This window comes from Dactylosporangium sp. NPDC049742 (assembly GCF_040674675.1).
Lineage (GTDB): Bacteria > Actinomycetota > Actinomycetes > Mycobacteriales > Micromonosporaceae > Dactylosporangium > Dactylosporangium maewongense.
This window is the reverse complement of the sequence record NZ_JBFANF010000039.1, coordinates 13,027-25,808: the sequence shown is the minus strand read 5'-3', so window position 1 is coordinate 25,808 and position 12,782 is coordinate 13,027. Positions and strand designations below refer to the sequence as shown.

Annotated in this window: 12 protein-coding genes; 2 read left to right on the top strand and 10 right to left on the bottom strand. The window is 72.5% G+C overall.

Annotation, left to right across the window (positions count from 1 at the left end; all coding sequences use genetic code 11):
• Nucleotides 1-78: 78 nt before the first annotated feature.
• Together AB0J72_RS36875 and AB0J72_RS36870 are read left to right on the top strand one after the other, a co-directional pair.
• Nucleotides 79-252 carry a hypothetical protein gene (locus AB0J72_RS36875; protein WP_344499490.1) on the top strand — a complete coding sequence of 58 codons (174 nt, stop codon included), beginning with the start codon at nucleotides 79-81 and terminating at the stop codon, nucleotides 250-252.
• 12 nt (nucleotides 253-264) lie between these two features.
• Nucleotides 265-825 (top strand): hypothetical protein, encoded by a 561-nt coding sequence (locus AB0J72_RS36870; RefSeq protein WP_363407284.1) that lies wholly within the window; start codon nucleotides 265-267, stop codon nucleotides 823-825.
• Here the strand turns inward: AB0J72_RS36870 and AB0J72_RS36865 are convergent.
• The 10 genes from AB0J72_RS36865 to AB0J72_RS36820 are packed head-to-tail and all read right to left on the bottom strand — an operon-like array spanning nucleotide 822 to nucleotide 12,746.
• Nucleotides 822-1,325, bottom strand: a complete 504-nt coding sequence (locus tag AB0J72_RS36865; RefSeq protein WP_363407281.1) for a flavin reductase family protein — start codon at nucleotides 1,323-1,325, stop codon at nucleotides 822-824. The two genes, AB0J72_RS36870 and AB0J72_RS36865, sit on opposite strands and share 4 nt — an antisense overlap.
• Nucleotides 1,322-2,473 carry an LLM class flavin-dependent oxidoreductase gene (locus AB0J72_RS36860; protein WP_363407278.1) on the bottom strand — a complete coding sequence of 384 codons (1,152 nt, stop codon included), beginning with the start codon at nucleotides 2,471-2,473 and terminating at the stop codon, nucleotides 1,322-1,324. The genes AB0J72_RS36865 and AB0J72_RS36860 overlap by 4 nt, the downstream gene beginning before the upstream one ends.
• Complete coding sequence (locus tag AB0J72_RS36855) at nucleotides 2,473-3,795, bottom strand: acyl-CoA dehydrogenase family protein (protein ID WP_363407275.1); 1,323 nt, start codon at nucleotides 3,793-3,795, stop codon at nucleotides 2,473-2,475. Before AB0J72_RS36855 ends, AB0J72_RS36860 begins: the two co-directional genes overlap by 1 nt.
• Complete coding sequence (locus AB0J72_RS36850) at nucleotides 3,792-4,928, bottom strand: acyl-CoA dehydrogenase family protein (RefSeq protein WP_363407272.1); 1,137 nt, start codon at nucleotides 4,926-4,928, stop codon at nucleotides 3,792-3,794. Before AB0J72_RS36850 ends, AB0J72_RS36855 begins: the two co-directional genes overlap by 4 nt.
• Nucleotides 4,925-6,574: an ABC transporter ATP-binding protein gene (locus tag AB0J72_RS36845; protein ID WP_363407270.1), complete on the bottom strand. Its 1,650-nt coding sequence runs from the start codon at nucleotides 6,572-6,574 to the stop codon at nucleotides 4,925-4,927. The genes AB0J72_RS36850 and AB0J72_RS36845 overlap by 4 nt, the downstream gene beginning before the upstream one ends.
• Nucleotides 6,571-7,413 carry an ABC transporter permease gene (locus tag AB0J72_RS36840; protein WP_363407267.1) on the bottom strand — a complete coding sequence of 281 codons (843 nt, stop codon included), beginning with the start codon at nucleotides 7,411-7,413 and terminating at the stop codon, nucleotides 6,571-6,573. The genes AB0J72_RS36845 and AB0J72_RS36840 overlap by 4 nt, the downstream gene beginning before the upstream one ends.
• Nucleotides 7,410-8,360: an ABC transporter permease gene (locus AB0J72_RS36835; RefSeq protein ID WP_363407264.1), complete on the bottom strand. Its 951-nt coding sequence runs from the start codon at nucleotides 8,358-8,360 to the stop codon at nucleotides 7,410-7,412. The genes AB0J72_RS36840 and AB0J72_RS36835 overlap by 4 nt, the downstream gene beginning before the upstream one ends.
• Entirely contained in the window at nucleotides 8,357-9,982 is a 1,626-nt protein-coding gene (locus AB0J72_RS36830; protein WP_363407261.1) for an ABC transporter substrate-binding protein, read from the bottom strand. Before AB0J72_RS36830 ends, AB0J72_RS36835 begins: the two co-directional genes overlap by 4 nt.
• Nucleotides 9,979-11,373, bottom strand: a complete 1,395-nt coding sequence (locus tag AB0J72_RS36825; protein ID WP_363407258.1) for an LLM class flavin-dependent oxidoreductase — start codon at nucleotides 11,371-11,373, stop codon at nucleotides 9,979-9,981. Before AB0J72_RS36825 ends, AB0J72_RS36830 begins: the two co-directional genes overlap by 4 nt.
• The gene (locus tag AB0J72_RS36820) at nucleotides 11,370-12,746 is read right to left on the bottom strand and encodes an LLM class flavin-dependent oxidoreductase (RefSeq protein WP_363407255.1); all 1,377 of its coding nucleotides are present in this window, start codon (nucleotides 12,744-12,746) and stop codon (nucleotides 11,370-11,372) included. The genes AB0J72_RS36825 and AB0J72_RS36820 overlap by 4 nt, the downstream gene beginning before the upstream one ends.
• Nucleotides 12,747-12,782: the final 36 nt, after the last annotated feature.

Below are 12,782 nucleotides of genomic sequence, written 5' to 3'. Positions count from 1 at the left end.
GCCATGATGGCAGAAAATCTGCGATCGCGTGCAGATCTGCCACTGTTGTGTTCCCGCCGCCGGGCGCAGGCTGAGACCATGTTCGTCATCGACTGCCCCACCCATGGGTCCCGCGTCCTGCTGTCCGAGCGCCGCATCCGCGCCCTGCGCAACACCGACACCGGCGTCCTGCTCGCCCTCGAGTGCTACTGCGGCCACGTCGAGAAGATCAGCACCGGCCGCCGCGCCCCCGCACGGCACGTCCCGGAGTGACAAGATGGCGCGATGTTGCGGGGGTGGCTGAACGCTCGGGCGGTCAAGCGGTTCGAGCGGGTGCAGGACGAGGCACGCATGGCGCGCCGGCAGCTGTACGACGCCGGCCGGTTCGCGGCGTACGCGCAGGCGTTGAAGGACCTCGAGCCCGGCTATCACGAGCCGCGGGTGATCGGCGCGGGCGAGCAGATCGCGCACACCCGGATCGAGCGGTGCTGCGCGCTGGTGCGGGCGAACCGGCCCGCCGAGGCCGAGGCCGAGGCCGCGCAGTTCGTCGCGGACGGATGGAACGACTGGCTGCAGGTCCGGCTGCGGCACTGCATGCAGTACGCCCACCGCGACGAGCCGTCGCCGTTCATGTCGTTGCACACCGAACGGACCGGCTGGATCCGCCTGTACGACGACTGGCTCCCACCGGGCCAGGTCGAGCACCCCACGACCGAGCTGCTGCGCACGGGGATCCGGCAGGGCTGGCTGCTCGCCGCGGAGCACGACCAGCTCACCGCGTGGGTCGACGGCGTCGGCGACCGCCAGCTCGCCGACGTCGTGCGCCACATCGAACGTTGGGACTAGAAGCCCAGGCGGCCGAACCTGCTGCGGTGGAAGACGAGCGGGGACGGGTCGGGCAGGGCCGAGCGGCCGGCGGCGCTGAGCCGCAGCAGGATGATGGTGTGGTCGCCGGCGGGGACCTCGTTGTAGATCGTGGTGTCGAAGTGGGCCAGGCCGTCGTCGAGGATGAGGGCGCCGTCGGCGGTGGCGGTGACGGGCAGGCCGTCGAAGCGCCGGTCGACGGCGCCGGCGAGCTGGCGGGCGACGGCGGAGTGGTGCTCGGCGAGGATCGTGACCCCCAGGTGGGCGGCGCGGCGCAGGTCGGGCCACGTCTTCGAGGTGTTCGCGATGCAGAACGACACCAGCGGCGGGTCCAGCGAGACGGACGTGAAGGAGCTCGCGGCGAGGCCGACGGGCGCGCCGTCGACCAGCGCGGCGACCGCGACCACGCCGCTGGGGAAGATGCCGAACACCTCGCGCAGGCGGGCCGGGTCGAGGTCCTGGTTGGTCCGCAGCGTGCTCACCGGGTCACCGCCCCGCCGAACGGCACGGACGCGGTCGCCCCGGCGGGTGGCGCGGGATGCCGCCAGCGGCCGCGGGCGGCCAGCTCGGGCAGGACGCCTTCGCCGAAGCGGTACGCCTCCTCCAGGTGCGGGTAGCCGGACAGCACGAACTCGGTGATGCCGGCCGCCGCGTACTGCTCGATGAGGTCGGCGATCTGCCGGTGGCTGCCGACGAGCGCGGTGCCGGCGCCGCCGCGGACGAGCCCGACGCCCGCCCACAGGTTCGGGTGGATCTCCAGGCCGTCCTTGGTGCCGCCGTTGAGGTCGAGCATCCGCCGCTGCCCCTCGGACTCGCTGCGGCGCAGCCCGTCCTGGACCTGGCGGATCTGCTCCTCGGAGATGCCGGCCAGCAACCGGTCGGCCTCCGCCCACGCCTCCTCGGCGGTGTCGCGGGCGATGGTGTGCACCCGCAGCCCGTACGCCAGCTGCCGGCCCTCCGCGTCGGCGAGGTCGCGGACCCGGGCGACCTTCGCGGCCACGGCCGCCGGTGGCTCGCCCCAGGTGAGGTAGACGTCGACGTGGCGGGCCGCGACGTCGAGGGCCGCCGGGGACGAGCCGCCGAAGTACACCTGCGGCAGCGGTGCGGGGAGCTGCGCGAGCACCGCGTCGGACAGCTGGAAGTGCCTGCCCTCGAAGGTGACGGGCTTGCCGGACCACAGGTCGCGGACGATCGACAGGAACTCCCCGCAGCGCTCGTAGCGGGCGTCCTTGTCCAGGAAGTCGCCGTACATGCGCTGCTCGTGGCTCTCGCCGCCGGTGACGACGTTGAGCAGCAGCCGGCCGCCGGACAGGTTCTGGAAGGTGCCGGCCATCTGCGCGGCGAGGAACGGCGAGGTGAGGCCGGGGCGGAACGCGACGAGGAACTTCAGCCGCTCGGAGACGCTCGCCAGCATGGCGGTGGTGATCCAGGCGTCCTCGCACCACGCCCCGGTGGGGGTGAGCGCCGCCTCGAAGCCGAGCTGCTCGGCGGAGCGCGCGATCTGGCCGAGGTACGGCACGGAGGCCGGGCGGCCGGCGGCGCCGGCTGGGGTGCCGTGTCCGCCGCCGACGACCTGCCGGCCGTCTCCGCCGTTGGTGGGCAGGAACCAGTGGAACTTGAGGTCGGTCATCACGCCTGTCCGTGGTTTGGGGGTGGGGTACCGTCGACGGCCCAGCGGCCGAGGTGCTGGATCTTCCATGCGGTCGGGTCGTGGAGGGTGTGGGTGCGGGCGTTGCGCCAGTGCCGGTCGAGGCCGAGACCCGCGGCCGCGGACCGGGTGCCGGCGACCTCGAAGAGGCGGCTGCCGGCGTCGACCGCGGCGCGGCTGGTCGCGGCGCGCGCGGCGGCGACGGCGAGCGAGGCCGCACCGGCGAGGGCGACAGCGTCGGTACGGGCGGCGTCCACTGTGAGCGCCGCACCGGTACGGGCGGCGTCCACTGTGAGCGCCGCACCGGTACGGGCGGCGTCCACTGTGAGCGCCGCACCCGTACGGGCAGCGTCCGCCGTGAGCACGGCGTCGGCCCGGTCGATCGCCCCGGCCGCCTCGGCGAGCAGCGCCTCCCCCGCCCGGACGGCCAGCTCCAGCTCGCCGAACGCGTGCACGACGAGCGGGTCGTCCGCCGCTCGGTCGACTCCCGCGTCGGGGTACGGGCGGCTGCGCTCCCGCACGAACGCGGCGGCCTCCGTGAGCGCGGCCCGGGCGATGCCGGCGTCGATGGCGGCGTGCAGCACCTGCGCGAACGCGCCGTAGGTCTGCGGCCCGTCGAACGTCACCGCGTACGGCGTGATCAGCGAGTCGGGGACGTCGACGCCGCGCAGCACGACGGAGCCGCTGGCGGTGGTGCGCTGGCCGAGTCCGTTCCAGTCGTCGACGACCTCCACGCCGTCCGCGTGCCGGTCGACCCACGCGACGTGCAGCGGCCCGTCGGGCCCGAGGTGGGCGAGCACGGGGATGCGGTGCGCGAGCAGCGCCCCGGTGGCGTAGAACTTGCGGCCGTCGAGGCGCCAGTGACCGTCGCCAACAGCGGTCAGCGTGGTCCGGATGTCCCGGACGTGTTTCGTGCCGGCCTCGGACTGGGCGTTGCCGAAGCGGCGCCCGGCGAGCACCTCCCCGAACAGCTCCCGCTGCTGGGCGTCGGTGCCGTTGCGGCGCAGCTGGCCGATGTACGCGTAGTGGCTGTGCGGGATCTGCGCGATGTTCGGGTCGCCGGTTGCCAGCAGCCGGACCACCTCGGCGACAACCGCCACGGGCAGGCCGGCGCCGCCGTACCGGACGGGCACGGTGATGGCGAGGAGCCCGGACGCGCTGAGCTCGTCCAGCTCGGCGACCGGCAGCACCCGGCGGGCGTCCCGATCGGCGGCGCCCTCGGCGAAGCGCCGCGCGAGCCCGGCGGCGACCTCGACCGCCGCGCCGGCGGTGAGCACGGGGACGGTGGTGAGCGCCCGGGTCATGCGCCCTCCCGCAGCTTCGCGTAGGCCGCGCTGGGGCTGGTCCCGTCCAGGTGGTACTGCCCGACGATCCGGTCGCGGTAGATCACCGGATTGTGGGAGGCGAGGGTGCGGGCGTTGCGCCAGTGCCGGTCGAGCCGGAACCGTTCGGTGACCGCGGACGCGCCGCCGACCTCGAACAGCTCGGTGGTCAGGTCGAGGACGAGCCGCGCGACCACGCCCTGCGCACCGAAGACGGCGATGTCGGCGGCGTCGGACGGGCCGTCCTCGATGGCCGCGGCCGCCGCCAGCACCGCGGCGGACACGACGGTCGAGGCACCGGCGATGCGGCCGACGACCTGCTGCACCTGCGGGTCGGTGGCCGGCGACGGGTGCGCGGGGTTGTGCAGGTTGCGGGTGCGGCCGGTCACGTAGGCGACGGTGTCGGCGACCGCGGCTCTGGCGATGCCGGCCAGGCTCGCCAGGTGTACCAGCTGAAACACCGCCATCAGGGTGGAGCGGGTCTCCTCGAAGGGCTCGGCGTCCTCGGCGGCGACCGGCACGTCCTCGAAGATCGTGGTGCCGCTGCCGGTGAGCCGCTGCCCGAAGCCGTCCCAGTCGTCGATCCGGGTCACGCCCGGCGCGGACGCGGGGACGAGGACGTTCACCGTCCCGTCCTTCCCGGCGGCGGTGGTCTGGATCCAGTCGGCGAAGAGGCTGCCGGTGGAGTAGAACTTGCGGCCGTCGAGCCGGAAGCCGTCACCGGCGGGGCGCAGCGTGCTCTCGGGGGCGAACCAGGAGGTGCTGGTGCGCTCGCTCTGCGCGTTGCCGACGATGACGCCGGCCGCGATCCGCCGCAGCCACCGGTCGCGGACGTCCGCGGCGGGGTGGGCGAGGCGGCTCTCGACGAAGCCGATGTGCCCGCGCAGCAGCTGCGGCAGGTTCGAGTCGGCCCGGCCGAGCTCGATGAGCTGCTCGGTGAACTCGGGCAGGGTGGCGCCGAGCCCCCCGTGCTCGACGGGGATCCGCAGTTTCGTGAACCCGGCCTCCCGCAGCCACTCGACCTCCTCGGCCGGCAGCCGGCGGTCGGCCTCCCGCTCGACGGCGCCCTCGGCGATGCGCGCGAAGACGGGCGCGAAGCGCTCGGTGAACGTCATGACGCCCCCAGCCGGGGCAGCGCGGTCAGCAGTTGTCGCGTGTACGGGTGCCGCGGCCGCTCGAAGATGTCGGCGGCGGTGCCGTGCTCGACGATCCGGCCGTCCTTCATGACCAGGATCCGGTCGCTGACGTGGTGGATGACGCCGAGGTCGTGGGAGATGAACAGGTAGCTGACCCCGAGCTCGTGCTGCAGGTCGGTGAGCAGGTCGAGCACCTGCGCCTGGATCGACACGTCGAGCGCGGAGACGGGCTCGTCGCACACGACGACCTTCGGCTCGGGCGCGAGCGCGCGGGCGATCGCGACCCGCTGCCGCTGCCCGCCCGACAGCCGCAGCGGCGCCGCGTCGAGGTGGACGGCGCCGAGGCCGACCTGTTCGAGGAGCCGCACGGCCCGCTCCCGGGCCTCGGCCTTCGAACCGGGCGGCCGGTCGCCGGTGCCGAGCGCGTCGGTCAGGATGCGGCCGACGGACCAGCGCGGGTCGAAGGAGCTGTGCGGGTCCTGGTAGACGACGCCGACCTGTCTGCGCAGCGGCCGGCGGCGCTCGGTGGTCAGCGCCGACCAGGGTTCGCCGCGCAGCAGTACCTCACCCGACGTCGCCGCCAGGAGGGCGAGGGCGATCCGGGCGGTGGTGGTCTTGCCGGAGCCGGACTCGCCGACGATGCCGAGGGTCTCGCCGCCGAACAGCTCGAACGACACGTCGTCGACGACGGTCCGGTCCACCTTGTCGGGGCCGCGGAACACCTTCGTGAGGTGCCGCGCCTCCAGCACGGGCCGGCCGCGGTCGATCGTCCTCGGCTTCCGGTCCACTGTGGACGGGCCGCTCAGCCTGGTGCCGCGGGTGTGCTCGGACGGGATCGCGGCGAGCAGCATCCGCGTGTAGTCGTGCCGCGGCTCGTGCAGCACCTGCGCCGCCGGGCCGTGCTCGACGATCTCGCCGTCGCGCATCACGGCGACCTCGTCCGCGAGCCGCGCCACGACGGACAGGTCGTGGCTGATCAGGATGATCGACGTGCCGCGGGCCTTCGACGCGGCGAGCAGGTCGAGCACCTGGGCCTGGACGGTGACGTCGAGCGCGGTCGTCGGCTCGTCGGCGATGAGCAGCGGCGGGTCCAGGGCGATCGCCGAGGCGATCAGGGCCCGCTGCCGCAGGCCGCCGGACAGCTCGTACGGCCTTTGCCGCGCCCGCACCGCCGGCTCCGGCACCCCGACGGACCCGAGGAGCTCGACGGCCTTGTCGGCCCGTTCGGCGCGGCCGCCCCACCCGTGGATCCGCAGCGGCTCGGACACCTCGTCGCCGACCCGGCGCAGCTGGTCGAGGGAGACGAGCGCGTCCTGCAGCACGAAGCCGACCCGGCGGCCGCGGACGGCCCGCCACGCCCGTTCGGAGGTGTGCAGCAGGTCGGTGCCGGCCAGGTCGATCCGGTCCGCGGTGACGCGGGAGCCGGCGCCGGTGAGCCCGACGAGGGTGCGGGCGGTGACGCTCTTGCCGGATCCTGACTCGCCGACGATCGCGAGGCACTGCCCGGGCCGGGCGGTGAACGAGATCCCCTTGACGACCTCGTCGCCGCCGAACGCCACCCGCAGGTTCTCGACCCGCAGCAGCGTCGCCTGTTTCACCAACGGTCGTGCGTCCACTGTGGTCATCGGGCGGCTCCTCCGAGTCGGTGCTGCAGGGTGCGGCCGAGCGAGGTCACGGACAGCGCCACCAGCACGATCACGACGCCCGGCAGGATCTCCAGCCACCACGAGGTGGTGATGTGCAGGCGGCCGGCGTCCAGCAGCGCGCCCCACTCGGAGCTGGGCGGGGCGACGCCGAGGCCGAGGAACGACAGCGCCGACGCCCACACGATCGACTGGCCGACGCCGAGGGTGGCGACCGCGACGAGCGGGCGCATGGCGTTGGGGAACAGGTGCCGCCGGATGACGGTGAGCCTGCCGTGCCCGAGCGCGGTGGCCGCCTCGATGAACCCGGCCTGCCGCACGGCGAGGACCTGGCCGCGGATCATCCGGGCGTACCCGGGCGCGGAGCCGATCCCGACCGCGACGATCGACGTGGCGAGCGACGGGCCGCGGACGGCGATGACCAGCAGCGCCAGCAGCAGCGACGGGAACGCGAACGCGACCTCGAGGACGCGGGTGATGGCCGCGTCGACGACCCCGCCGGCCAGCGCCGCCGTGAAGCCCAGGCCGATCGCGAAGGCGAACGCCAGGGCGGTCGCGCCCAGGCCGAGGCCGAGCGACTCGCGCGCCCCGTAGATGACGCGGGTGAGCAGGTCGCGGCCGGCGTCGTCGGTACCGAACGGGTGCTGCACGGACGGCGCCTGCAGGGTCCCGGTCAGGTCGATCGCGGTCGGGCTGTCGCCGGTGAGCAGCCACGGCGCGATCGCGGCGACGACCACGAACCCGACGACGAGCAGCGACAGCACCGTGCCGGGCCGCGGCAGGCTCACGGGGCGGCGCGCGGTGAGCGGGATCGTGGTCATCGCGCGCCCGCCGTCCGCAGCCGCGGGTCGATCAGCGCGTACGCGAGGTCGACCAGCAGGTTCGCGATGACGTAGATGGCGGCGACGACCAGGACGATCCCCGACACCGTCGGCAGGTCGCGGGTGTTGACGGCGGTGACGAGCACCTGCCCGATCCCGGGCCGGCCGAAGATGTTCTCGGCGATGACGGCGCCGGAGACGAGCGCGCCGAGCGCCCAGCCGGACAGGGTGACCGCCGGGAGGATCGCGTGCCGCAGCACGTGCCGCAGCCGCACGCCCAGGTCCGACATCCCGCGGGTGCGGGCGGTGGTCACGAACGGCTGCCGCAGCACCTGCTCGAACTCGTCGCGGGTCACCTGGCCGAGGAAGCCGGCGAGCGGGATCGCGAGCGTGAGCACCGGCAGGACGCTCCCCCAGGCGCTGGTGCCCCCGATGATCGGGAACGCCCGCAGCTGGACGGCGAAGACGACGAGGAGCACGACCCCGACCCAGTAGTGCGGCAGGCTCGCCGTCAGCGCCTCCCAGGTGGTGCCGAGGCCGGTCAGGAACCGGCCTCGTTTCACGGTCAGCAGGGTGATGCCGAGGGCGAGGGCCCAGGCGACGAGCAGCGCCGCGCCGGTGAGGGTCAGGCTCGGCAGCAGCTGCCCGCCGATGATCTCCAGCACCGGCCGTTTCTGGGTGTACGACGTGCCCAGGTCACCGTGCAGCAGCCCGTTCAGGTAGTCCAGGTACTGCACGACGACCGGGTCGTCGAACCCGAACCGCTCGTTGAGCGGCGCGAGCTCCGCGGCGCTCCACTGCTTGTCCTGCCCGGTCTGCAGGTTCATCAGCGTGTTGGCCCGGTCGCCGGGGACGGCCAGCTGGGCGAAGAACGTGACCGACGCGGCGGCCACGATCACCGCCAGGGACGCCACGGTCTTGAAGACCACCCGGATCGCGGCGCTCATCCGACGAAGTACGCGTCGGAGAAGACCGGCTCGCCCTGGCTCTTCTCGAGCCACACGTTCTTCAGGTTCTGGGCGACGGCGTAGGTGGAGTTCTGCGTGTACAGGCCGATCCCGGCCGCGTCGTCCTGGATGATCTGCTGCGCCTTGCCGTACAGGGCGTTGGCCTTCGCGGCGTCGGCCTCGGCGTTGGCCTGCTGGATCGTCGTGGACAGCGTCTCGTTGTTGTAGAAGGACCGGTTGCTGCCGTTCGGCTTCTCCGCGGTCGAGGGCCGCCACACGATCCACAGGATCGCGGCGCTCGGGCTGGTCCAGTAGGACGGGGTGGCGTCGAACGTGCTCGGGTCGGAGTACTTGCCGCCCCACAGCTCGGCCTGGGTCGCGGGGATCAGCTTCACGTCGAAGCCGACCTGCTTCCACTGCTCCTGCAGCACCTGCAGGACGGTCGCGCCCTCCTGGGTGAAGATGAACCCGGAGCCGTAGACGAGCTTGATGGTGAGCGGCTGGCCGTCCTTGGTGCGGACCTTCTCGGCGTTGCGGCCCGTCCAGCCGGCCTCGTCGAGCAGCTGGTTGGCCTTGGCCGGGTCGTAGGCGTAGGCCTTGGCGGCCTCGGCGTTGTAGCCGGGCGTGGACTGGCTGACCGCAGGGTTGCCCTCGTACGGGATGACGCCGTGGAATCCGGCTTCGACGGCGGCCTTCCGGTCCGCGCCGTAGGCGAACGCCTTGCGCACCGCGGCGTCGGTGAACGGGCCGGTCTTCGTGTTGATGTAGAACGAGACGGGCTTGCCGGGCGTGATGTAGCGGATCGTCTGGTACCGCGCGGTCGCGTCCTTCCAGTTGACCGTCGGCACCTCGTACACCACGTGGGACTCACCGGTGCTCAGCGACGCGTACCGGGAGACGCCGTCGGCGATGAACTTCCAGCGCACCTCGTCGACGATCGCCGGGCCCTCGTGCTTCGCGGTGGCCGGCCAGGACGTGTAGGCCGGGTTCTTGGCGAGCACGACCTCCTCGCCGTGCTTCCACTCCTTGACGGTGAAGCCGCCGGAGCCGATCGGCTTCTCGCAGTTCTCCTTCTCCGTGCGGCTCTTGTACGCCGTCGGCGACTGGATGCCGAAGTAGCCCTGCGTGATGAGGTTCAGGAACGGCGGGTACGGCGAGTTCAGCGAGATCTCGACGGTCCTGGCGTCGACGGCCTTCGCCGACTTGTAGTACGGGTCGATGGAGACCTTGGCGGTGCTGTTGCCGCCCTTGTTCTCCCACAGGTCGAAGTTCCAGGCGACCGCCTCGGCGTCGACCGGCGTGCCGTCGGTGAACTTCACGCCGTCCTTGAGGGTGAAGGTGTACGTGAGGCCGTCCGCGGACGCCGCCCACTTCGTCGCCAGCCACGGCTGGACGCTGCCGTCCTCGGCGAGCGTGACGAGGCCGTCGAGGACCTGACGGGAGATGTACGCCTGCTGGATCCAGCCGCCGAAGATGCACGGCGGCTCCTGGACGTGCCCGTAGACGATGGTGCCGCCGGTCTTCGGGTCGCCACCGGCCGCGGCGGGGTCGCTGCCGCACGCGCTCAGCGACGCGGTCGCGAGCACGGCGGCGGCGATCAGGGTGGCGCGTGTTCTTGTCACGGGGTTTCCTTCGGATCGGTGATGCCGTTCACGGGGAGGTGTGCGCCGCCGCGGTACCGGGCGCCGTGGTGCCGCTCGGGCAGCCGGTCGCCCTCGCCGAAGATGCGGTCGCGGAGGGTCTCGCGCTCGTCGTACGTGCTGCGCAGGCGCCCTCGCTCGCGCAGGACGGGCACGACGTGCTCGATGAAGTCCCGGGTGGTCTCGTGGGAGTGGTACTGCAGCAGGTTGATGCCGTCGATGCCGACCTCGTCGAGCCAGCGTTCGATCTCGTCGGCGACCTGCTCGGGGCTGCCGACGGCGAGCAGCGGCTGGCGGCCCAGGTCGCCGAAGCCTTCGAGCAGCTCGCCGACGGTCTGCTCCGGGTCGATGACCCGGAACCGGCTGACCCGGCCCTCGCCGGTGGCGACGTCGCCGACCTTCGTGTCCGGCGGGTACGCGGTCGGGTCCCACGGCAGGCCCGCGTGGGCGAGGTAGCCGTCGGCGCTGGCGAGCTCCTGGTAGCGGGCGAACTTCGCCTTCGCCTCGTCCTCCGTCGGCGCCACGACGACGCCGGCGATGGTGATGAACCGCACGTCGTCGGCGCGCCGGCCGGCGGCGACGGCCGCCTCGCGGATGCCCGCGATCGTCTTGCGCAGCGCCTCCGTGCCGGGGCCGCCGGTGAAGACGACCTCGGCGTGCTTGCCGGCGAACCTCGTGCCGGCCGCGCTGGCGGTGGCCGTGAACAGCACCGGGGTGCGCTGCCGGCTCGGCGACGGCAGGTGCGGCCCCTCGACCTTGAAGTACTCGCCGTCGTGGTGGATCGGGCGGATCTTCGCCGGGTCGGCGAACACGTTACCCTCCCGGTCGGCGACGATCGCGTCGTCGTCCCAGGAGCCTTCCCACAGCTTGTACAGCACGTCGAGGTACTCGTCGGCCCGCTCGAACCGGTTGTCGTGCTCGACCTCGTCGTCGTGGCCGAAGTTGCGGGCCGCGTTGGGCAGGTAGGACGTGACGATGTTCCAGCCGACCCGGCCCTTGGTGAGGTGGTCGAGGGTGCTGGCCCGGCGCGCCCACGCGAACGGCGGCTCGTAGGTGGTGGAGAACGTGATGCCGAACCCGAGGTGCTTGGTGACGGCCGCCATCGCCGGCACCACCGACGCCGGGTCGTTGTTGGGGATCTGCAGGCCCTGCCGGATGGCGGTGGCCGCGGAGCCGCGGAACGTGTCGTAGGTGCCGACGACGTCGGCGAGGAAGACCGCGTCGAAGCCGCCCTCCTCGAGCAGCACGGCGAGCTCGGTCCAGTACTCGATGTCGTTGAACCGCTCCCGGTTGTTGTCCGGCAGCCGCCACAGCCCGTGGGTGATGTGGCTGACGCAGTTCATCTCGAACAGGTTGAGGATAAGGCGCTTCACGACGCTGCTCCCACTCGTGCCCGCCGGTACCGCGCCGCCGGGTGCGTCACGGGCAGTCGGTCGCCGTGGCCGAAGAGCTTCTGGCGCAGCGTGCCCTCGCGGTACTCGCGCCGGGCCAGGCCGCGGTCGCGCAGCACCGGGATGACGTGGTCGACGAATTCCTCATAGCTGCCGGGGATCTCGGCGTTGACGACGTTGATCCCGTCGACGCCCGCGGCCCGCCAGCGCTCCAGCTGGTCGGCGATCTGCTCCGGGGTGCCGGTGACGCGGCCGTTGTGGGAGGTGTAGTGCGCGACGTCGCGCAGCGTCGGCGGGCGGTCGGTGACCAGGTCGTTGATCCAGCTCAGGATCGACCGGACGCCCTCGGTCTTCAGCTCGCCGACGGGCCGGTCGAGGTCCTTGAGGGCCTCGTGACCGAGGTCGATGCCGATCGCGCCCGACATGTGCGACAGCTGCGCGTCGTAGTCGATCCACTGGTCGAGCTCGTCGCTGCGGCGCTTCGCCTCCTCCTCGGTGGAGCCGACGACGAAGTGCAGGCCCTGGAAGAACTTGAGGTCGTGCGGCGAGCGGCCGTGCTGGACCGCGCGGGCGCGGATGTCGGCGGTGTCGCGGGCGGCGGCCTCGACGCTCGGCGCGACGATGAACACCGCCTCGGCGTTCTTCGCGGCGAACGTGCGGCCCGCCTCCGACGCGCCGGCCTGGAAGAGCAGCGGCGTGCGCTGCGGCGACGGGCTCACCAGGTGCGGGCCTTCCACCTTGTACCGGGGGCCCTCGTGGTCGATCCGGTGGATCTTGTCGTAGTCGGCGTGGATGCCGGTCGCACGGTCCTGGACGAGCGCGTCGTCCTCCCACGAGCCTTCCCACAGCTTGTACGTGACGTCGACGTACTCGTCGGCCCACGCGTAGCGCTCGTCGTGCTTCGTCAGCCCCTCCAGGCCGAAGTTGCGTGACGCGTTGGGCAGGTAGTTCGTGACGATGTTCCAGGCGACGCGGCCCTTGCTGGCGTGGTCGAGCGTGGAGATGCGGCGGGCGAAGTTGAACGGGTGCTCCTGCAGGATCGACGCGGTGAAGGCGATCCCGAGGTGCTCCGTCGCGTAGGCGATGGCGCTCGCGAGCACCGACGGGTCGTTGCTCGGCACCTGCAGACCGGCCTCGACGTATTTGCGTTCGTCGCCACGGTACGGCGCGTACAGCCCGACCACGTCGGCGAAGAAGATCGCGTCGAACGTGCCGCGCTCCAGCGTCCTGGCGAGGTCGACCCACAGGTCGAGGCTGTTGAAGTCGGCCTGGCGGGCGCTCGGCCGGCGCCAGGTGCCCTGAATGATGTGGCCGGTGGTGTTCATCACGAAGGCGGCGAAGTGCAGGGGTCGCATGCGTCTCTCCTTGTTTCTCTGTAAATACTATAGACT

Bases quoted from the DNA above. Each gene is read 5' to 3' on its own strand.
- AB0J72_RS36835 (WP_363407264.1), bottom strand. From the start codon at position 8,360: ATGAGCGCCGCGATCCGGGTGGTCTTCAAGACCGTGGCGTCCCTGGCG.
- AB0J72_RS36850 (WP_363407272.1), bottom strand. From the start codon at position 4,928: ATGACGTTCACCGAGCGCTTCGCGCCCGTCTTCGCGCGCATCGCCGAG.
- AB0J72_RS36820 (WP_363407255.1), bottom strand. From the start codon at position 12,746: ATGCGACCCCTGCACTTCGCCGCCTTCGTGATGAACACCACCGGCCAC.
- AB0J72_RS36855 (WP_363407275.1), bottom strand. From the start codon at position 3,795: ATGACCCGGGCGCTCACCACCGTCCCCGTGCTCACCGCCGGCGCGGCG.
- AB0J72_RS36845 (WP_363407270.1), bottom strand. From the start codon at position 6,574: ATGACCACAGTGGACGCACGACCGTTGGTGAAACAGGCGACGCTGCTG.
- AB0J72_RS36860 (WP_363407278.1), bottom strand. From the start codon at position 2,473: ATGACCGACCTCAAGTTCCACTGGTTCCTGCCCACCAACGGCGGAGAC.
- AB0J72_RS36870 (WP_363407284.1), top strand. From the start codon at position 265: ATGTTGCGGGGGTGGCTGAACGCTCGGGCGGTCAAGCGGTTCGAGCGG.
- AB0J72_RS36875 (WP_344499490.1), top strand. From the start codon at position 79: ATGTTCGTCATCGACTGCCCCACCCATGGGTCCCGCGTCCTGCTGTCC.
- AB0J72_RS36840 (WP_363407267.1), bottom strand. From the start codon at position 7,413: ATGACCACGATCCCGCTCACCGCGCGCCGCCCCGTGAGCCTGCCGCGG.